Origin of the sequence: Nocardia sp. NPDC046763 (genome assembly GCF_040645495.1) — a bacterium.
Classification (GTDB): domain Bacteria; phylum Actinomycetota; class Actinomycetes; order Mycobacteriales; family Mycobacteriaceae; genus Nocardia.
Window position 1 is genome coordinate 131,066 of record NZ_JBEYYI010000018.1, and the last position, 20,782, is coordinate 151,847.

General features: G+C 65.8%; 17 protein-coding genes. 2 read left to right on the forward strand and 15 right to left on the reverse strand.

All coding sequences use genetic code 11. The features are described from left to right. Positions 1-24 precede the first annotated feature (24 nt). The 11 genes from ABZ909_RS27315 to ABZ909_RS27365 form a co-directional block, all read right to left on the reverse strand. Positions 25-1,251, reverse strand: coding sequence for an FxsB family cyclophane-forming radical SAM/SPASM peptide maturase (locus ABZ909_RS27315; protein WP_357004704.1), 1,227 nt, complete (start codon positions 1,249-1,251; stop codon positions 25-27). Between the two features lie 253 nt (positions 1,252-1,504). Next, positions 1,505-2,509, reverse strand: coding sequence for an NlpC/P60 family protein (locus ABZ909_RS27320; protein WP_357004706.1), 1,005 nt, complete (start codon positions 2,507-2,509; stop codon positions 1,505-1,507). 488 nt (positions 2,510-2,997) lie between these two features. Beyond that, a complete protein-coding gene (locus tag ABZ909_RS27325; RefSeq protein ID WP_357004709.1) occupies positions 2,998-3,879 on the reverse strand; it encodes an NlpC/P60 family protein in 882 nt (293 codons plus the stop codon). A gap of 46 nt (positions 3,880-3,925) precedes the next feature. Further along, entirely contained in the window at positions 3,926-6,226 is a 2,301-nt protein-coding gene (locus ABZ909_RS27330; protein WP_357004712.1) for a hypothetical protein, read from the reverse strand. A 152-nt stretch (positions 6,227-6,378) separates the two neighbouring features. After that, positions 6,379-8,901: an ATP-binding protein gene (locus tag ABZ909_RS27335; RefSeq protein ID WP_357004715.1), complete on the reverse strand. Its 2,523-nt coding sequence runs from the start codon at positions 8,899-8,901 to the stop codon at positions 6,379-6,381. Next, complete coding sequence (locus ABZ909_RS27340) at positions 8,901-9,392, reverse strand: hypothetical protein (RefSeq protein WP_357004718.1); 492 nt, start codon at positions 9,390-9,392, stop codon at positions 8,901-8,903. Before ABZ909_RS27340 ends, ABZ909_RS27335 begins: the two co-directional genes overlap by 1 nt. Beyond that, the gene (locus ABZ909_RS27345) at positions 9,389-9,655 is read right to left on the reverse strand and encodes a hypothetical protein (protein ID WP_357004721.1); all 267 of its coding nucleotides are present in this window, start codon (positions 9,653-9,655) and stop codon (positions 9,389-9,391) included. Before ABZ909_RS27345 ends, ABZ909_RS27340 begins: the two co-directional genes overlap by 4 nt. A gap of 18 nt (positions 9,656-9,673) precedes the next feature. Further along, positions 9,674-10,624 (reverse strand): conjugal transfer protein, encoded by a 951-nt coding sequence (locus ABZ909_RS27350; RefSeq protein ID WP_357004724.1) that lies wholly within the window; start codon positions 10,622-10,624, stop codon positions 9,674-9,676. Between the two features lie 119 nt (positions 10,625-10,743). Next, complete coding sequence (locus ABZ909_RS27355) at positions 10,744-11,895, reverse strand: GAF domain-containing protein (protein ID WP_357004727.1); 1,152 nt, start codon at positions 11,893-11,895, stop codon at positions 10,744-10,746. 170 nt (positions 11,896-12,065) lie between these two features. Continuing rightward, positions 12,066-12,959 carry an ROK family protein gene (locus tag ABZ909_RS27360; protein WP_357004730.1) on the reverse strand — a complete coding sequence of 298 codons (894 nt, stop codon included), beginning with the start codon at positions 12,957-12,959 and terminating at the stop codon, positions 12,066-12,068. Between the two features lie 51 nt (positions 12,960-13,010). After that, positions 13,011-13,421 (reverse strand): hypothetical protein, encoded by a 411-nt coding sequence (locus tag ABZ909_RS27365; RefSeq protein ID WP_357004733.1) that lies wholly within the window; start codon positions 13,419-13,421, stop codon positions 13,011-13,013. Between the two features lie 309 nt (positions 13,422-13,730). Between ABZ909_RS27365 and ABZ909_RS27370 the strand changes: the two genes are divergently transcribed. Both ABZ909_RS27370 and ABZ909_RS27375 read left to right on the forward strand, forming a co-directional pair. Beyond that, the gene (locus tag ABZ909_RS27370; RefSeq protein WP_357004736.1) at positions 13,731-14,429 is read left to right on the forward strand and encodes a MerR family transcriptional regulator; all 699 of its coding nucleotides are present in this window, start codon (positions 13,731-13,733) and stop codon (positions 14,427-14,429) included. A gap of 374 nt (positions 14,430-14,803) precedes the next feature. Then, positions 14,804-15,775, forward strand: coding sequence for an FAD-dependent oxidoreductase (locus ABZ909_RS27375; RefSeq protein WP_357004739.1), 972 nt, complete (start codon positions 14,804-14,806; stop codon positions 15,773-15,775). Between the two features lie 21 nt (positions 15,776-15,796). Here the strand turns inward: ABZ909_RS27375 and ABZ909_RS27380 are convergent, their stop codons facing one another. From ABZ909_RS27380 to ABZ909_RS27395, 4 genes are all read right to left on the reverse strand, one after another. Beyond that, positions 15,797-16,621, reverse strand: coding sequence for a replication protein RepA (locus ABZ909_RS27380; RefSeq protein ID WP_357004742.1), 825 nt, complete (start codon positions 16,619-16,621; stop codon positions 15,797-15,799). A gap of 240 nt (positions 16,622-16,861) precedes the next feature. Next, complete coding sequence (locus ABZ909_RS27385; RefSeq protein ID WP_357004745.1) at positions 16,862-17,776, reverse strand: replication protein RepA; 915 nt, start codon at positions 17,774-17,776, stop codon at positions 16,862-16,864. Positions 17,777-19,169: 1,393 nt separating this feature from the next. Continuing rightward, entirely contained in the window at positions 19,170-19,856 is a 687-nt protein-coding gene (locus tag ABZ909_RS27390) for a hypothetical protein (RefSeq protein ID WP_357004746.1), read from the reverse strand. Continuing rightward, the gene (locus tag ABZ909_RS27395) at positions 19,857-20,780 is read right to left on the reverse strand and encodes a ParA family protein (RefSeq protein ID WP_357004748.1); all 924 of its coding nucleotides are present in this window, start codon (positions 20,778-20,780) and stop codon (positions 19,857-19,859) included. It abuts the gene before it with no gap. Between the last annotated feature and the right edge of the window lie 2 nt (positions 20,781-20,782).

A 20,782-nucleotide genomic window follows, 5' to 3' on the forward strand; every position in this document is an offset into this window, starting at 1 on the left:
GTCTTCGGGGTTGCGAGCGGCACCTCATGTCGTGGCCCGGTCGAGGGCAGTGCCGAGGTCCTCGCGCACCCGGTTTTCGATGTGGGTGATCAGGGCGATCAGGTCGGGGCAGTACACCGAGGGATTGCGGAATCCCGCGCCTTGGCGGTAGCGGTGCACGTAATGTCCGCCACCGCACACGGTGTGCAGCGCACAGGCGCGGCAGGTGTCGCCGAGCGCAGCGACACCGATCTGGCGGGCCGCCATCGCCGGCTCCCACAGGGCCGCCTCGAGCGGGTTGCCGTCGCCGCGAATCGCCAGGGTGGCGGCGCCTTCGAAGGCCGACTTCAGCTCGTCGACCTGTTCCAGGGAGCCGTCGGTTTCGATGACGGCGACCCGGATGGGTTCCAGGCCGATGGCTTCCGAGCCGGCGGGGCGCCCGAACAGCCGTTGAATGATGGTGTCGAACAGGCGCACCCGGGTTTCCAGCTCCGGCGCGTCGTACCAGCGGTCGAAGACCGGGATCAGCCAGTCGGCGTAGGGCGTTACGGTGAGGTCCGGAATACGGCCGGGCGGTGGTGTGGTCCAGTTTCCGTGCGGCAGCAGGAAATCGACGGTGGGCGGATCATGCCTAACCAGCGCCTCATAGGTCCGCACCGGATCGTTGGCGAGGTCGATGGTGCACAACAGCCCGGAGTACAGATGCCGATACGCGGGTGCCAGCAATCGGTCCAGTGCGGCCACCACCTTCTCGTGGCTGCCGCGGCCCACGTGGTCGAGCCGATGCCGGTCGTGTTCGTACTCGCCGCCGTCGAGGCTGACTCCGACGCGGATGTTCCACCGCTCGCAGACGCGCAGGACGTCGTCGTCGATCAGCACGCCGTTGGTCTGAATTCCCAAGCGCACCTTGCTGTTCGCACCGATGATCGTCGTCGCGGTGCGCGCGAAGTGCTCCAGTTCGGTCGGCCCGACCAGCAGGGGTTCACCACCGTGGAAGACGAGCCCGATCGCGGGCAGGGCGTGCCGGGCGGCATGATCGGCGATCATCCGGCAGGACTCGACGAAGATCTCCCGGCTCATGGCCTTGGGCTTGGAACGCCAACTCTGGTCGGCCATTTCGTAGATGTAGCAGTAGTCGCACGCCAGGTTGCAGCGGCCGTGGACCTTCACGACGAACTCATGGAAGCCCAGTGGTCGCCAGCCCCCGCGGCGCACCTCGGCGAAGTCCAGTCCCCAAGTGGGCCAAGGCAATTCGCCTGCCGGCTGCTCCATCGATCCGCTCCTCTCGCCGTCGGCGTCGAGCGGCGACGAGTTCGAGACCGCTGCCCACCCGCCGCCCTGAATCTATTGACGGGTGAACAGACGGTGCGCACGACCTTATCGATCACCGGCAGCGGGCGCAGCGACCGCTCCCCACGAGTGAGAATTCGCTGATGACGAGACTCCCCCGAGCCCTGAGCGGACCATGTACCACACGAATCACACAGCGGCACCAGCGATTACAGGTCGCACGGCCGCGGCGGCATTAAGGCAGTCGCCGGGCCTCGAAGCTGTCGGGCAACGAAGTCACCCTGACATACGCGCCGGTGTGCGGAGCCTCGACGCACTGCCCGTTTCCGAGATACATCATGACGTGGCCGGGACCGTCGGCCCCGAACTCGAGGAAGATCAGATCCCCGGGGCGGATATCGGCGGGGTTCACCGCGGGCAGCTGCGCGTATTGCTCCTGGGAGGTGCGCGGGATCGAGATCCCGGCGGATGCCGCAGCGTACTGCATCAGTCCGGAACAGTCGAAGGAATCGGGCCCGGTGTCGCCCCAGCCATACGGTTTTCCCTGTTGCAACAGCGCTGTCGAGATCGCCTGCTGGACGGCGGCGGGCGTGCCCGGCTGTGTGTATCCGGCTTGCCGCAGTGCGGCGGCGGGCGCGTTCGGTAGCGTGACTCCGTCGTGCCGCTTTCCGGCGATGTTGTAGAGGAACAGGGCGGTGAGTTGATCGATGGCCCCGGCGATGTCACTCGCGCTCGCGTGCCCGCCGGTGACGATATTGTCTCCCGCGACGAGCGCGATGGTCACGAGGTCATGAACACGTTTCTGACCGGCGGGGGTGTACGCCTCCGGGCCGAGGGCCTCGAGCGCGGCATTGAGTTCGCCGAGCAGACGTTTCACCGCGGCGACATCCAGATCGTGATACCCGGCGAGCGCATCCAGGTACACGGCCAACTGACTGTCGATGTTGTAGTAGGCGGTGGCGGTATGGCTCTGATAGAGCTGCGCGGCCTTCGCCGCGGCCGCGGCGGCGCCCGTCATGGCGCCGGTCGACTGCGCGCTGCCAGGTGGTCGGGCGCTGCCGGGCGCTGAATTCGTGGATGCCGGCGGCGTGGTCTGCCGGGTGCCGTATGTCTGCTGCGCCGCCTGAAGCGCGGTCTGCGCTCGCGCAGCGAGTGCGCCACTCGGCACCTTGCTGGCCGTGGGTGTCGCTCCCGATCTCGCGGAGTCGGCCAGGGCCGATGCCAGGAGCGGGGCGAGCATGCTCGGAAAGGAATGTCCGAATGTAGCCGGTTGGGCCGTGTCCAGCATTGGAGGTTGCCCGAGGCCGGTAGCCCCGGGGTTCGTCGCTGATGTCGGTGCGTATGTCGGATTCCGCTGTTGGACAGCAGCATTCGCTGATCGCGGCACTGTGGCCGCCGAAGCTGCCGGTATCGGTGGGGCCGCCGCGGACGGAGCCGCTGAAGTGCCGGTGACCGCGGTCGGCCCGGTCGGTGTGGCCGAAACGGTCGTCGCGGTCGGCCGAGACTCGCCCGGAGGAATGTCGGCCGACGTCGCGGATGTCGCTTCACTGGAAGGAGATCGAGCGGGCGGCGCCGACTGGACCGGCGACGGGAAGCTCGTCCGGGTGGTCCACGGGGTCGAGTGCAGGATTCGGGTTGTCCGACCGGTCTCGGTGGCCGCTGTGGTGTCGGCCACCGGCTCGGTGTCGAATTCGGCGACCTCGATCTCACCCGCGGGCTCGAGACTCGTCATGGCAGCCCTCCGAGCACCCGTTTGATGAGAACATCACGCCCCGTGGGCATCTCCGACTCCCGGACCTGTCCGGAGACCGGATCGCTGCTCACGATGAGGTTCGGCCCGATCCAGACACCGACGTGACCGGGCACATGACCGCGGTGCGCGTGGTCCCAGAACACCAGATCCCCGGGGGAGACCGCCGAGGGATCGACCCGTTGCCCGCAGAATCCCTGAACGTCGAGGGTTTCCGGCAAGACGATGACCGCCCGGGCGGCCGGATCCTGACATCTAGCCGTCGCCGAATCATCCTGCGCCACCGGGCTTTCGCCGACTCCGGATTGTCGCGGGTCGGTTTCGGCGGTGGTCGCCGACCGGCAGACTCCGCTCAGCGCACCGAGCGAAGCAGTACGGATCACCGCTGCGGTCATCACCGCCTGATCGACGACCCGCGAGTTCCCTTTCGTATAACCGTTCAGCTGTGCGAGCGCGGCCTGGCGGGCGCATTCGGCGGCGAAACCCCGGTACGGAGTCCGCAAGGGCGACTTCTGAGGCTGTGCGTACCGCATCGCGCTCGCACAGTCTCGGTCCCACTGGGACGCGGTCGTATTGTCCGGCGCGATGGTGACCTCGACCTCGGAGGTGGCGGTCGGCGGAATCGTCGTGGTGAATTCCGGTTCGCCGGTCGGATCCGACAGCGTGACGGTGGGTGTCTCCGTAATCGCCGGGTCGGGTCCGACCGCCGATTCGCACTGGTTATATTCCACACCGAAGGCCGCGGTGGCGCCGCCGAGAACCCCAATGATCGCGGCGAGAAGCAGCAGCAGTACCGTCAGCGCGACCGGAGCGATCAGACGCCCCCGGCCCATTCCACCGAGCAGTGTCCCCTGTCCCATAGCCTGCCCTCCGAGCAAGTAGTCCGGTCGACTCGTGCGAAGTGATCTATTGGAAGATCGACGGCATCTCGGCGGGCGTCCACCGTTCTCCGACCATCTGGGCATGGTCGACGGCCCTCATCGCGGCGCTCAAGTCCGCGAGGGCCTGAGGGTCGGTCAAAGCCTGCCCCTGGAGCCTGTCGATGGCCTGGTGCACGGTGTCGGCTTGCCGGTAGCCGATTCCCGCCCAGATGCGTCGTGCCTCATAGCTGTCGATCCCCTGGCTCTGAATCTGCGCGATCCGGGCGGCGATCTCCGGGGGCTGCCCGGTCAGGTCCGTGCTGTGGGCGAGGTGGCCCAGGGCCACCAGATCGTCTCGCGAGGGATTGGTCATGTAGCGGTCGACAAACTGCCGTTGGGCGTCGGTGCCGAGGTTTTCACCCGCGATATTGGCGTGACGGAAGGCAGACGACATCTGGTGGAGTTGCGTCAGCCCGGCCTGGTATTCGGCCATGTGTGCGGGGTCTCCGGTGGCGAAGGCCCGGTTGGCCAGGCCACGTACGTGCTCCATGGCCTGGGCGACCCCGCCCACGCCCGAAGCCGTCGTCTGGATGTGCATCAAGCCCGGCGGTATGACGAGGCCTCCTATCATCCGGCCGCCGGGTGGAGCCACGGGTACCGCCGGCCCCGCCACCCCGCCGGGTGCCGGGGCCGGCGGGGCGGCGGGGCGCCGCCACCACGGCCAAAGACCGGGCCGAGCCGCAGGTGCCCCCGGGTTCCCTCCACCACCAGCAGCAGGTCCACCGGCAGCAGGTCCGCCACCACCGGCAGCAGGTCCACCACCAGGGGCAGGGGGGCCGCCAGGAGCGGGGGGAAGGGGGCCGGCGGGGCCGGGTATCGCGGGAACAGGCGCGGGCGCCGCGGCCGCGGCCAGGGCCCCGGCAGTGTGTCGTCCTGTCCCATGATCCAGCCCTTGACCGAGGCGCCTGAGGATCGCGAGCGGGGCCAACTCGCCGGCGACGATCACTTGGCTGCCGGCGAGGAATTTCATGAGCCCGGGCATGTGCCAGCGAGCTCCGTCCGCGCCCATTCCCAGGGCGCGTCCGCTGTTGCCTCCTTCGGCCTGCAGGCGTAGCGCGAATCGGTTTGCCACCCAGTCGTTTCCGCGATCGATATTGGTCGTCAGTCGTCTGAGCTGGCTGATCGCCACGATTTCGAGCATAGAAGCGATGAAGAAGGCTTCCATGACCTGGCCGTGAACCAAGGTGAAGATATCGCCGAGGATGAAGATATAGATGCCGAGGAAGATGGTTTCCAAGGTCATTCGGACGGCCGCGAAGAATCCGTCCATGATGTTTCGGACCAGGAAGGTCTGGCTCGGGCCGTAGATGAATCCTCCCGCGGCGAAGCCGAAGATGGCCAGCAGACCGTGGTAGACCGAATCCAGTGCCGACCGCACGATCCGCAAGGCCAAGCCCACGGCGAACGCCAGCAAGAGAATCCCGCACAGCAGCAGGAGCAGTCCGGTTCCTATCTGCCCGACGGACGGATGTTTGACGGAATAGTAGGCATTGCTGTCACAGGTCCTCAACACGTCCAGCATGGCGCCCTCATGACCCGTCAGACCTGCGTTCGTCCACGCGTCACGGCACACCGGATAGCTGTCGATCACATGCCCGAAGTTCCAGACTTGCAGAGGGTGGCGCGCGAAGTTGTCGGCCATGTGCGTCTGCATGTTCGTGATCAGTTGCGCCGGTGGCGTATAGCGGTCGCCGTTGAGTCCGGCGGCGACCGTGAGACCGACGTCGCGGCCGCGGCTCAGGAAGCCGTCGGAGGACAGCACGCTCGCCAACGGGTCGGCGAGGAACACCGGTCCGATGACCGCGACCACCACCATGGTGACCACTTGCACGGCGGCCTTGGCGGGCTGACCGCGCAGCACGAACCAGGCCACGCACCCGCCGCCCACAGTGACCGCGGTGATCAGCATCAACGGGGTCGCAATGGTACCGGTGAGGGAATGGGACACGGTGCGCAGCGGGATGATGAGGATATCGAGCCAGCGGAACGACAGCACGTAGCCGATCACCCAGATGCCACCGCCCACAATCATGATCCAGCCGCTGAACTCGAAGGACAGGATCACGACGATCCCGCCGCCCTTGAGATCGAAGTGGAAGATGTCCTGTTGGAGGTCGGTGGCGAGGTCGTAGTTCGAAAGGTCCACGCCCGCGGAATCTCGAACGTACATCCAGCTGAGCGCGCTGTTGGGGGAGACCAGGGTGTCACTGCCGGGGTCGGCCTGCGCGATCGCGCCGAGGATTCCCGGAATGACGAACAGCCCGATGACCGCCGCGATGATGATCACTGTCCGCCGGCGCAGCGTGGTGACGGTGGCCCAGGCGCGCGCCGCGCCCAGGACCGCGCTCGGCCGCCAGCGGCGCTCGTCCCAGAACCGCTCGAGGTCGAACAGGGCGGTGGTCCCCGCCGAATCATGGTGGCGTTCACTGTCGTTCATGGTCACCCCGCCGCTCGCCGGCCGGCCGCACCCGCCCGTGATATCCCCGGCGTGCTGGTGATGGCGGCCGCCCGATCGGGCCGTGCGGGACCCAGCACCTTGCCGCGGCCGATGCGATTGAGCGCGTCGCGCATGAACATCTCGCCGCGGCGTTCCTCGGGCACCTGCCGGCCGACACCGACCGGCGGGGAGGTCTCCTCGCGCAGCACCTGCAAGAGATATGGTGCCTCGTCGAGATCGACCCCGAGCCATTCCAGACTGTTGCGAGCCAGAGTTTCGTCACGCTGACGGAAGACGAACCGGTTCGGGATCAGATTGTGGGCGGCGCCTTGGAAGTCGGTGGCCGGGTCATGCGAGGCCAAGGCGATGGCCGCCAGGTGTTTTCGGCCATCTCGACTGAAATCCGACGTGACCGCCGCGCCGACCTGCGTTTGGGTGAAGTGGTGCGCCTCGTCCCCCACCAGGAGGCCGAATCGCCCGTTGTCGGTGAGAAAGGCCTCGCGCGCGGTCACGCCGACGAGTTCGTAGAGGGCGGTACCCAGCCGTTTGGTCAAGGGCAGCCGGTTGTAGAGATGCGGAGTGGTGAGTTCCTCCGCGGTCGGCAGGGCGACATTGTGGCTCCGGATGACTGTCGCGGCAGCGTCGAGTCGCAAGGGCGGCAGTTGCGGATCGAACAACACCGGAACGCGATCGGCGACGGTGCCCAAACGCGCTGCCAGATCACCGTATTCGGGATTGGCGTCCGGCTCGTCGCGCAGGCGCCGCACCACATGGTAGAGATCCAGCAGCGACGCGATGCGGTGTTCGGTGATGCCGCGAGTGGTCAGCAGGGCGCTGGCCGCGGCGCCCGCGCCCGAGGTCGGCGACAGATCCAGCAGCGGCAGAATGGAATCGAGGGTTCGTTCGCCGGCCACCTGCGGTGCGAACAGGCGCAGCGGGTCCAGCGAGACCGTCGGGTTGGCCAGATCGATGACGACCGCGTCGTCAATGGCGGTGGCGAAATGCTCCCACTCCCCGACCTGACTGCGATCGATGGCCAGGAACTGGCCGCCCATATCGTTCACCAGCGCCGCAACGAGTTTCAGCAGATACGACTTGCCGGAACCGAGTTCGCCGGTGACCGCGAACGAGGCGGACAGGTCGTGCAGGGCGGCCTCCATGATGCCGAAATGGATGGGCTCGAAATGCCCCGACATCAGGTTGACTCCGATCACCGGACCGCTGTCGTCGCCGACCTGGCTGCTGGTGAACGGCACGAAACCGGCCCACATGTCCGAGGGCACGATATGGGCGAAGTCGTCGAAGGCGCGCCGCGACGGACTGCCGGGCACCAGCATCGACCAGAGATCGAGCTGCGCGCCCAGTGGTGCGGTGAGGTCGACCTGAAACCGCTTGTACCGACGCTTGAGGGTATTGACCGCGTCCATGGTCGTTTCCCGGTCGCGGCCGCCCACGGCGATCACGGTGGTGAAGGCGACCTCCGATTCGCCGCCGTTGACCTCGAAGTGATTGTTGTACTCGCCGAGCATCTGCGCTTTCGACATCAGGGTGTTGTGCGCGAACGACACCTCCTGATCCCGCTGGTCCATCTGCTCGCCGAGCCGCCGCAGATTCGTCTCGTTGCTCTTCAGTACCTGGTCGGCGGGTCTGGTCGATACCCGGATCCCCCAGTCGACGGTCACCTCGGCGGCCAATCCCTCCAGTACATTGAGGAATTCGCTGCCGCCGGGAAAAGCCATGCCCGAGTAGGGAAACGAGTGCGGGGTCAGCATGGCCTGATACGAGGGCGGGAGATCGCGATCGGGTTGGACCACCTTGATCACCGGGACGAACGAGGGGCGCAGGCGCCGACTGCTGTCGGCTCGCGCCCCTTCGTCGAGTGCGGCGGAGCGGAACACCGCCGCGGTCGCGTCGTCGAGCACCCCTTCCCGGGTCGGTGCGACCGGATCACCGTCGGCGCCCCGGGAAAGGTAGTGCTCCCACAGCCATTGGAACAGCGCGGCGGGCACCGGGACCGGGTCGAAGTCCCCGCCGATCCGGGACAGGATCTCGTTCGCCTTCGACTCATAGGCCTCGAGGTCCGAGCGTGCGATCGCGGCGGCATCCGCGGACGCGGTGCCGCCACGCCACAGCCGCGACAGGGACGACACCCCGGGATTCGTGGAGCCGACGGGTATGGACAGCAGGAACATGCGGGTCTGGGGCCGGATGGCCCGCACCCGCTCGAACGCGGCGACCACCTCGACGGCGTAGGCCTCACAGTCGTCGAGGTCGACGCCCTCCACCATTTTGCTCAGCACGTCCCGGGTGTTGAGGCCGGCTTGGATCCCGAGCAGCAGCGACCCGCTGGGCAAGGCGTTGATCAGTGCGTGATGGGCCGCCTTGACCTCGTACTTGTCGCTGGACTTGCGCAAGCCGTAGCCGAGCGGGCTGATGAAATACGTGGCGGTGACCAATCCCCCGTGGGTGAACTGGAGGTGGCCCCGGATTGCCGCGGTCGGTTGCAGATCACGATCGAAACCCATCAAAGCCTGCCTTTTGTCATCGGACTACGGTCTCCCACAAGCCTTTCCAGCAGTGAGACCCCGGAGAGCCCGGAGGGTGGCTCATTCGCTGCGACGGTAGGCAGGATGACGACCACGGATTCTTCGATGAACAAGGTGTTGCCGGCGGAGGCCGCGTCGACCGGCATACCGGAGGCGGACACCGGCTCTCGCGACAGGATCAGGCGGCCGACCCACACCACCCGTGAGGTCAGGCGGACGCCCGTATAGGGGATGAGCCCGATGGCGAAGACCGTCACCACGGTGATCACCAGGCCCGCGATGAAGATGATGGCCGGATTGGCCGGTAGCGACATACAGCCGATCGACGTCACCACCAGCAGCACCGCTGCCACCGCGACCTGCGGGAGGGTATAGGGACCGAATGGCAGCTTCTGCCCGTTCTGCGCCTTCCCGATCATGGTCGGGACACGCTTCACCGGGGTGAAGACCTTGATGGTTACTTGACTCAATGTCCGTATTGGCCGATCTGGCGGTCCGGGACAATCCTGCCGGTGTCCGACCTCGCGTAATAGATCAGGTTGGGCAGCACCCAGAACAGCAGCGCGGCAATGATCGCGGACCCGACAACGGTCAGAATTTTGCCGGGCGAGAGTTTATTCTTCGCGGCCTCGGACACGAGTATCGCCATGCTGGAGATGATCAGGATCAGGATGCCGATGTATCGAACCGCTTGGAGTATCAGGTAGAGAATGGACTCTATATTGGTACCCATAAGGAATTCCTTTCCCGATCATTTCTGCGTCGGCGGCGGAATCCGCGCCGCGCTCGAGGGTGGCCGCGTCGCCGAGGCGGACGGCGGGGAGGTTTCGCGCCCCTGATCGGTGGCGACTTGGAGCGGAGACCGAAGAGCGGGAACGGGATCCATCGCCTGCACCTGCCACTGCCCCGCGGCGCGGATCATGGTCAAGGGGTAGGTCAGAGCCGGTGCCGCGCCGCCGTCGGTCTTGAGGTTGACCGTCGCGAGCACCCGGGCTCGATCGGTGGTGGCGCCGCACCCCGAGTCGTCGGCGCTGACCGCGGCGGTTTCCACGGTGGTGAACGGCGCGGGTCGCAGCGCGGAGATCCCGGAATCGGTGGTGACATAACGGGTTATGTCACCGGAACCGGTCAACATCGCCTGCAGGAATCCGCCCGCTACCTCTGCGAGCGGGGTGCCTTGCGTGCACGAGGTCCCGTAGTCCAGAACCAGGTCCGAGCCGTGGGCCGGCGGCTCCACCACGGCCGGCAGCGACAGCGCTCGGAGCCGACCGGCTACCACCGATACCGCGACCCGGTAGTACTGGCGGGCATCGTCGGTGGACCCCGGCCGTTTGGAGACTCGCACGGAGACGGTCACGGTCCAGACATCGATGTCGCCGTTCGACACGCTCCGCGTCGCGTACACGACGGTCGGGTCGATCGCCTGCCGAGCACTCGTCGGCAGCGCGACCTGTCCGGTACCGCCGACGAATTCGGCGATCTTGTCCTGCTGGCCGGCGGTGGCGTTGAGGTAGACGACGATGAATTCCCGGGCGAACCATTCGGCGAGGCGTTCGCGTCCGATGAGCGAAATCGTCGAGCTGTCCGAGGGTCCGGGCGGAGGCGTGGAGAACGCGTCCAGTATGGCGTGGCCGCCGCCGAGTACCGCGAGCGATGCCAGCACGGCCACGATGATGTTCTCGCGGCGGCGACGCACGGACATCCTACGGAGCAGAGCCTCACCGGATTCCGCTCGCCTGCCGCCTCTGGTATTCACTCTCGAAATGGTAGAGACCCGGCGCTTGAATCCAATTCAAGCGTGTCCCCACAGTTGGGAAAACGTCAGTGCACGGGAGTTCGACGCATTCGTTCCGCAACTCGATGCCGTAATTGTTCGTCGTATCCGACCGGCTGCGAATAACTACTATTTCCAGTTCCGACCACAGCGAGTTCGGGCAGGGATGCGACCTCGCGGATCGCGTCGAACTGGACCAGGGCCAAGGGCTGTTTGGAGTAGCCGGGATAGGGGTAGATCACCACCGAGCTCGGGCTGTAGCCGCCGGTGTAGTCGAGGGTGCGCACCGTCGCCCGGACCGTGTGTCCGGCACGAACATGATCGGCCATCTCCGCGAGATGAACTCGTTCGTCGGGGTGGATGACATCGCCGGGGTGGAACAGATAATCCCATCGGATCCATGGCGCCGGGTCGGTGAGCCAGTGCGAGATCCCGGTGTGCTCGAGGTGAATCACCGCGAGGTGGGTACCGGCTCGGCGGTGCGCTTCCCGCAGGCCGACACATTCGAGGTCCGGCCACTGATCGACCGTTTGGTTGGTGGTGACATCCTCGATGAGCAACCAGGCACCGCGACCATGCTCATCGTTGCGGGCGCGGATCGTCACGCACCAGCGGCCGGTGTGGCCGGCGCCCCGCGAAACCGACCCCACGAACTGGAGTTTCGCGCCAGGGCTGGGATCGGCGAGGAGATCGAGAACCTCGATGTGGCGATCGAGTCCCGAGACGTATTGAAACAGCTCGGCGATGGATATCCGCGGCGCGTATTCCGCCGGGGAGATTCCGGTGAGTTCCGCGAAACCGCTGGGCACGGCGATCGTCTGGGATGCGAGGTCCCAAATGGCGCCGATCGCCAATCCGGGTTGCGGCACAGACGCTTTGGCGGGACCCATCCACAGTCGTATGGCATGCACCTCGCGGTTGGGACCGAGCACCGGCCTGATGTGCAGCGCGTGGGGTCCGGACTTGGTGGGAATCCTGAGGTCGACATCCTGGGCCAATTCGCGAGCGACCTGGACGGCGTCGGTCAGCGACGAGGTCGTCACCCCGTCGTAGAGGGCCGGAGTCTTGGCCAGTTGCCGCTGCAATACTCGCTGCCATCCGGCGAAGCCGCGCGGCACGCCTCCGACCGAGGCCACCGAGATGGCGTCCGGCGTGAGGATTTCCGCCGTTACCCATGGAATCACCGCGCTGCCCTGCATCGTTCCCGCCGTACCAGCCGTTCTGAGGATTCGACCCCCCACAGAGGAGGGCCAGAATTCAATGTACCGTTATTTAGCGGCTCATTCAACGGACTTTCGTTGTGCCGGTCGGGCGCGATGCCTGGCAACACCCAAGTGACCACCGAGCGATGACGGCCCCGACCCGCGCCTCAACGCGACCCGTTCACCACCGCGATCACGCCGGCCCCGATCAGCACGCCGTCCTCGCCCAGCGTGGAGGGAACCACTCGCAGCGTCGTCAGGTAGGACTGTTTGGCGTGCTGGGCGACCGCCTTGCCGAGCGGTCTCCACAGCGCGTTGCCGGGTAGCGCCAGGCTGCCGCCGACAATGACCAGGTCGACGTCGAGCAGGACTGCGACCGACGCGATCGCGCGGCCGAGCGCGGTGCCGGCTCTGTCGGCGGCGGCGAGGGCGATGTGGTCACCCTGGTCGGCCGCGCGGACCAATTCGGTCGCCGAGTCTCCCCGCCAGCCTTGGGTACGAGCCCATCGGAGCAGGGCGGCACCACCGGCCACGGCGTCGAGACAGCCCCTTCCGCCGCATTCGCAGGGCTCGTCGAAGCCCGGAACCAGGGTATGACCGAAATTCCCGGCGTTGCCCGTCCGGCCCACGACGGTGAACCCACCGATCTGAAGCCCACCGCTGATGTGGGTGGATGCTGAGATCACCACCGAATCCACGGCATCTCGCAAAGGTCCGAGACTTCGCTCTGCGAAAGCCAGGCACACACCGTCGAGAGCCAGGGTCACTTCCGCACTGGGGAAGGTCTTGCGCACCGCCTCCACGATCCCGAACCCGGTGCGCCATTCGGGGATCTCGCTCGGTGCCACCACTCCGGTCGCCATATCGATCGGTCCGCTGCACGCGATGCCCACCGCGCTGACGCTGGTACCCGCCGCCTTGTCCAGCAGCAGGTCCCGGCAGGCCGGCCACACATCCCGGGTCGGTTGCGGGATCCGGCCGACCTGATCGGCGTCGGCACCGGCCGCGACCTGGGCGGCGGCGAATTGACCGTCACCGATTGCCAGTGCCAGCAAAGTCATGAATCGCCTCTGATGAGAAGGAATTTCATCGGATCGGGTCCGTCCCCGGGCTTATGCGCCATCGGTACCGGTCGGGCGTAACTGTTGACCGAGTACCAGGTGTCGGCGTGGAGCCGACGACGCCAGTTCGTGGTGTGAGGGGCTGGGGCTGGTGCTGGTGCGGATGATCCGCATGGGCCGCTTCCGATCGAAAGGGGCGATGCGGTGCCGATCCAGGTTCTCGACGATCTTCCCGGAGTTGTCGTAGGGCACCCCCGCCCAGATCATCGAGCGGGGTGCGTCGCCGCGATCGATGAATCCCTGCGCGAGTTGCGCACACTCGGTCAGCAGGGGGCAACTGCGGCAGACCTCGACCGCGGCGCGCCAGGCATCTGGTGTGCCGATATCCAGGTCCCAGTCGTTCGGCCCCTCCGAGCACGGCGGTCGATTGGACCGGACCGCGCTGTTGGTCGTCTTGGTCACACGGGTAGCCCTGTCCAGTACAGGGGCAATGGTGAAGCTCATAGCCGTCTCCGGATGATGCGAGGGCACAAAGGCTTTGGCGTGCCCCACTGATCGGACGGGCGTCAGGGCTGCTCAACAGTCCCCGGAAACCGGCTGCCATGGCCGGCAATTCGCACGTTAACGGAGACCAGCCGGACCCCGCAAGGCTTTTCCCGTTATGTAACGGGACATTGACTTGGGCGCAGTTCTGTTGCATCGTTGAACGACGGCGCGTTAGCTCCGAGTCGTCGTGAACCTGCAGACTTGATCCCGAGGACGAGCACAACAGTGGAGTACACGATCGATGAACTCGCGCGGGCAGCGGACACTACCGTGCGCAGTGTCCGCGTGTACCACGAACGCGGGCTCCTACCCTCACCCGATGTTCGCGGACGCATAGGTTACTACGGACACAACCATCTCGACCGACTGCAGACCATCAGTCGATTGCTCAGCCGCGGGATGAAGCTCAACGGCATCCGTGAGCTGTTGGATGCCTGGGACCGCGGTGACGGACTGGCCGACATTCTGGGCGTCACCGACCAGCCCGAGGGCGGAGAACCGGTGACGCCGCAAATCGCCGAGCACTCCCCCGGCCTGCCCGACTACCTGAGAAGGGCACTCGCTTCCAGCGACGATCCACTCAATGATTACCGGCTGTCGAACCCGCGGTGTTGTGATCTGGCAACCCGGCTCGTCGATGCGGGCCTGGCCGTATCGACCGCGGTGGAACTGGTCGAGCGGCTGCGCTTCGACTGTGATCGACTGGTGGAGCGGTATGCCGAAGCGCTGTTGTATCCGCTGGCGGGCAAAGCGTATGCGGAATCCGAGCGAGGACCGAAGGACCGCACCACCTTCGAGACGAACCTGGCGATTGGCCGGCTGATGACGACCCGTGCGATTGCCGAGTTGCTCGATCAGGCGTTGTCCCGCAAGGAAGAGCCGCCCTCGCCGCTGGACGGATCCCTCGGCCAGCATCTGCCGTAGTGCCGTCACGGTGTGATCGAAGGTGAAACCGAGGAGCCTCATCCACATCAAGAACAATACGTACGCTTTCTCCTGCAGCCCCCTGTCCTGAATGGATGGTAGGACAAGGAGATGGCGAGTGCATGCCCTCTACACTGGGGGCAGGGCGACGACGAGCTCGAAAGCCTTTGGTGGCCATCGATTCCGAAGATATCGGCGTTCGACCCGTCTCTCGAAGAGATGCTCTGTGGGGTGCACGGGCGGTCCGGTGAGAAGCTGTCCGGTATCACTCGCCACCATGACCCAGGCATTTCGGAAGGGCTCTAGCTGTCGGACTGACGACGCTATCGGTTCGCGGACAGCTTCTCACCACCGCTGGCAACAGGTATGCGGCCGTGGTCGATACGCTCGTCGCCGTGCGGGTGATTGTGATCGGTTCAGGGATTTCGGGCCTCGGCACCGCCGCGGAGCTGCTGCGTCGGCGGCATGAAGTCACCATTATCAGCGACGAATCAATCACAGCCACAACGTCTTTCCTCTCTGCGGCCGTGTGGTTCCCCACGGCTGCGGGGCCGACGGAGCGAGTGCGCGCTTGGGGTGCTGAAACATTCGAGTATTTGGAGGCACTGGCCGCGCAGGAGACGCCGGGGGTGAGGATGCGGGAATCGCTGGCCCTGTACCGGGAAGACCCCGTAGTACCTACGTGGTCGAGCAGCGTCCGCGCTTTTCGGACCGCCGATCGCGGTGAGTTGCCGCTGGGCTACCACTTCGGCTTCCGGTTTGCCGTCCCGTTCGTCGAGATGCCGACATACCTTCCGTACCTTCGTGATCGGGTGGATGCCGCGGGTGGGCATCGGCTGCATCGGAAGGTGCGCCGGCTCGACGATCTCGCGGACTTGGCACCGGATGTGGTCGTCAATTGCGCGGGGTTGCGCGCGAGCGAACTGGTCGGTGATCGGCAAACCTATCCGATCCGCGGCCAGATCGTGCGTGTGACCAATCCGGGCCTGTCGGTGTCGATTCGTGACGAGGCGCACCCGCTCGGACGCGCGTACGTCCATCCCCGGGAGAACGACTGCATCCTCGGCGGATCACTGGATCGTGATCGATGGGACACCACCGCGAATCCGCAGTTGACACAGTCGATCCTCGACAGATGCCGTGATCTGGCGCCGCGGCTGGCGGAGTGCAGGGTCATCGAAACACTGGTCGGTCTGCGCCCGGGCAGAGCAGAGGTCCGTCTCGAGCTCGACACCGATTGCTGGCCGAGCGTCCCGGTGATTCACAACTACGGGCACGGGGGCTCCGGCGTCACGATCGCCTACGGCTGCGCACGCGAGGCGGCCGCACTCGTCGACGAACTCTGAACGGCCGCTCGGCGACTCCGCTCAGAGACGGGCCAGCGTCCGGAAACCCGGCACCATCGGAATGTGTGGAAGGCCCGGGCGCAGCACCACGCCGGCATCGGTGGGCTCGACATTGGCCTGCGGGTACACCGTCACGACCTGGTTGAGTGCATCGGTGAAGTCGCGGCGGAACTGATAACGGCGGCGGCGATCGCTGGATTCGGCGGCCGAACCGAACTGGACCATCAGCGACTCCCACGGCACCGTGGTTGCGCGGTTGACCGAGAACATGCGGTAGGTGAGCCAGGCGTAGACATCCAGACGCAGAGCTGAACCGCCGAGGGCCTTGATCGCGTTCATGTCCAACGGGACCGGATGGGCGGTCACCTCACGAAAGAACTCATCGCTCAGGTGCACCGTCGAGGCAGACTGCGATGACTGTTCTTCCTCGCCACCACACCAAATGTTGTACGCGCTGGCCACATAGAGTTTCGCACCGACCTTGCGATTCGCGTCGCCCTTGTACTCGATGGTCAAGGTCGCGTTGAACAGACGATGCGACTGATTGCGCATGCGCGTGAGGGATCCGTTTTTCCCCCCGGTCGCAGCCAACCCCATGGAATTCATGAAATCTGTCAGGCTGTTGCCGAGCACGATGTCCTGGGAGCCGGTGCGGACCGCTTCGGTCGACAGGAAGGTCAGGATCAGCCGCGGCATCGTCCCGTACGGATAACCGATCGACTGCGGCTTGTTATTCGTGTCGGTGGTCATGCCCGGCTGCACGGTGAGCGACAGGTCTCCGTTACGCCGTCCCCAGGCGGGCACGTCACCCGGGTCGCGGTAGGGCAGCGAGGTCTGGGTGAACACCCGGGCGAGATATCCGACCTCTTGCTCGCCATCCCACACCTCGGCGGCAGCACGCACGATGTCCAGCGGGCTGCGTTTCGGTCGTGACACAGCCCCAGCTTCGCATGAGTTTCGGGACTTCCCAGCCGTTGGAATACCCCGCCCCGACCGCATATCTCGCGGAGATCGGACACGAGTCGAAATCGCCTCTCGTCCAGCCGAGTTGACGCCGTCTCCGGGAAGGGCTCCGGGAGCATCGATTCAGGGGCGCGCCAGCGCGCGGAATCCGGGAGCCATCGGGATGTGCGGCAGACCGGGCCGCAGCACCACTCCCGCGTCGGTGGTGTCGACATTGGCCTGCGGATAGACAATCACGACCTGCTTGAGGGCGGCGGTGAAATCGCGGCGGAACTGGTGACGGCGGCGGCGATCGGAACTGTCGGCGGCGGAACCGAACTGCACCATCAGTGACTCCCACGGCACCGTGGTTTCCCGTTTCACCGAGAACATGCGGTAGGTCAACCAGGCATAGATGTCCAGGCGCAACGCCGATCCGCCCAGCGCCTTGATCGCGTTCATGTCCAGGGGGACCGGATGGGCGGTCACCTCGCGGAAGAACTCGTCGCTCAGCCGCACCGTCGAGGTGAACAGCGACGGTTGTTCGTCGTCGCTGCCGCACCAGATGTTGTAGGCGCTGGCCACATAGAGTTTCGCACCGATGCGCCGGTTGGCGTCGCCCTTGTACTCGATGGTCAAGGTGGCGTTGAACAGCCGGTGCGACTGGGTACGCATCCGGGTCAGCGACCCGTTCTTCCCGCCGGTCGCGGTCAGGCCCATCGAGCCCATGAAATCGGTGAGGCTGTCGCCGAGCACGATCTCCTGGGATCCGGTGCGGACCGCCTCGGTCGATAGGAAGGTCAGGATCAGGCGCGGCATCGTGCCGTAGGGGTAACCGATCGATTGCGGCTTGTTGTTCTCGTCTGTGGTCATTCCGGGCTGCACCGTGAGCGCCAGGTCGCCGTTGCGCCGTCCCCAGGCGGGCACGTCACCCGGATCCCGGTACGGCAGCGAGGTCTGGGTGAACACACGAGCCAGGTAGCCGACCTCTTGCTCGCCATCCCACACCTCGGCGGCAGCGCGCACGATGTCCAAAGGAGATCTTTTGGGTCGCGGCATGGCCCCTAGCATTGCACGTACGCCGGGATTTGCCAGTTCACCCCGGCCCCGGTGTGTTCGGTTCTCTCTCCCCCCACCCCCGGTAGCAGAGCCTCTCCGCACTGCCTAACGCGCATATCTTGCGGACATCCGCTGGTGAACACGCCACCACTGTGTGGGCGGATACGCATAACTTGCGGACACCGCCGCGGTCAGAGGCCTGGATTCCGGCCCCAGGAACAGGGGTCTGGACACGCATATCTTGCGGACACGCGCTGACCGGCGGTCGGCTGCGCATACCTTGCGGACGTCCGCCCGGCTGGGTGCGTACACCTCGCCCGACCACTCCCCCCGATACGCATAACTTGCGGACGCCCCCACGATCGGCACGCATATCTTGCGGACGTTCGACCCCGGCCCGCGCATACCTTGCGGACATCGGGACATGGCGTGCGCATATCTCGCGGACGGTGGATAACTTGTGTCCGCGAGATATGCGTGGCCATGACGGGTCGCGCCATCGGGCTGGAACAGCTTGGGTGCTGGTTGCGACCGGATTCTGCTCCGGCGTGTCCGTGTCTTATGCGTGCTCGATTACGAGTAGCTCCGCATAAGATGCGGACACCCGATCGCTGCGGTTATCCACGCATATCCTGCGGACGCGTGGGGACTCAGCCTGTGGATAACGTGGCCGAAAAGGCTTCTGTTCACGCATATCTCGCGGACAGGCCCGAGACTGTTTTCCCAGGACCGCACGCATAACTTGCGGACACCGCACGCATAACTTGCGGACACCGACACGGTATTTCCGCAGGTGACACGCCATAAATCGCGGCCCCATGTAGTTCTTTTCCTAGAAGAGATTCCTGTAGTAGGGTGGTGGAGGCTGTGGATAGAGACCTCGCACGGCCGCACCCCCAAATGTCCCGGCCGTCCGAGCCGTGAAAGTTCTTCTCCGAGCGTCTGATCCGTCCACCCACACTTGATCGCGGTGGAATTGGTTGTCCTGCAACATTGTCCGCAACCAGGATCCGGACTCCCTCCCTTCCAGGCTCGGGCTTGATGTCCCTCAATGCCGTTCGGTCGAGACCCACCGGACACCCACCCTCTTCCCGGCACGCCTTTTCGGACCCCGTTCGAAGATCGCACCTCATGACCAACCGCTGGCGACCCCCGCAGCGCTTTCGCAGCACGTCACCAGTGCAACCGCGGCCGCTGACACTTCCGCCGTGAGGCCTGGCCACGCACGTCCCCACAGAGGCCCCGGCTGTTCTCGGCTTGGCCCCCGGATATCAGGTCCACCGCGCTCCAGATGATCGAGCAGGCATCACTGGCGGCCTCGTCCGCAAACCCCGCCTTCGGGGCGTGTACCACCGAGCGGCGTACGCCCCGAAGGCCTTGCTGTGCGGTCGGGTCAGATCGCTGCCGAGTTGTCCGCTGAGGTCTCGGAGGTCTCGGAGTCCTCGGAGTCACCGGCGCGTTCAGCGATCTCCTCGGCGAGATAGAACTTCAGTGCCTGGTCCACGAGTGCGCTGCGACTGCCTGCATGCCACTCCTCGGCCAGGGTGTCCAGCGATTCGACGTCGGTGGTGATGATCCCGGCGAGCGGGATCTTCACCGGAGGTTCGGCGTGACGGCGCCGCCGCGGACGAGAGTGGTCGACGCGCTGAAACAACCGCCCCTTGGGTTGTGCGGCGGCCGCGGTGGCGAAATGGTCTCGCAGCTCGGTTTCGAACTGCTCGATGGCGTCGAGCACCACCTCGCCGTAGCTGCGGCCACGTCCACGCTGTTGCTTCTCACGGTGGGTCACCTGGCGCAGCGCCTCGGCGACCACGGCCGCGACATGGGCCTCGGGCGTGGACTGAGTGGCGCGGGCACGAACAGCGGTCTGGCGCGGCCGTTTTGGAGTCGCGGTCTCGGCGGCGGCCTTAGCCGGGACCTTGCGGGTCGACTTTGCCGCGGTCGAGGCCGCGACGGGGTCGACGCGGACAGTTTCGGGCGTAGGGACAGGCGCGACCGGCGCGGCGACGGGTGGAGGCGGCGGGAGCAGATCGTCGATGTCGTCGAGATCGTCGGCCTTGAAAGCCCCTTTGCGGCTCATTTACACAGCCTCCTTCGTGCGTTCGCCGGTAGCCAGGCGAACGAGTATTTCCTTGGTCAAGGCCTGATAGTCCGAGGCCAGCGGCTCGGTGTCACGTGACCATCGCTTGGTCGGGCCGTCCTCGCCGCCGGCGCTGTCTCCGGCCTTCGGCGGCGTGAAGTTGATCAGCTCTTCCGGGGTCAGGTGGAATGCTCGCGCGTCGAGCGCGGTCGCCTTGTCCTGGCGGATGAAGTTCCGGAAGGGCTGAATTCCGGTGCCGTCCAGCAGATCCATGATCTTGCCGAGAGTGTCCTCGTTGCGACGCACGGCACGAGGATTGCAATCGAAAAGGATCATTCCCATCAACTCGACCAGCGCACCGTTCTTGCGGGCCCACAGATACCGGCGGGCCAGCAACTCGGCGCCGTCGATGCTGCCGTCGTCCTCCTTGGTCGGCACGACGAGCCAGCTCACCACCTGCAACAGCAGGTCGAGGACGCCACGGTCCCCCGGGCCCGAGTCGATCAGCACCAGGTCATAGCGACCCGACTCGATCAGTGCCTCCAGCGCGGTCAGCAGGTTGTGGCGAGGGTCGATCCCGTGCTGCTCAGCATTGGACACCACGGTGCCCGCCATGGCCAGAAGCTTTCCCCCGCAGACCACATCGAGGCCTTCGCGGACATCGAGCACCGGCTCGAGCGCGGACCCGTACTGGAGAGTCATGGCGAGGGAGCGGCCCTCGTCGGAACCGTTGACGCCGAGATCGCGGATGGTGCAGTTGCCCTGCTGGTCTGCGTCGACGACGAGTACTCGTTTGCCCCGTTTGGCGACAGCCACCGCGATGGCGGCGACGATCGACGACTTGCCCACTCCCCCCTTCTGATTGGCCACCAAGATGGTTCGTCTCACGGCGCGGGGAACGGGCAGCAAACGCGTACTTGTCACGC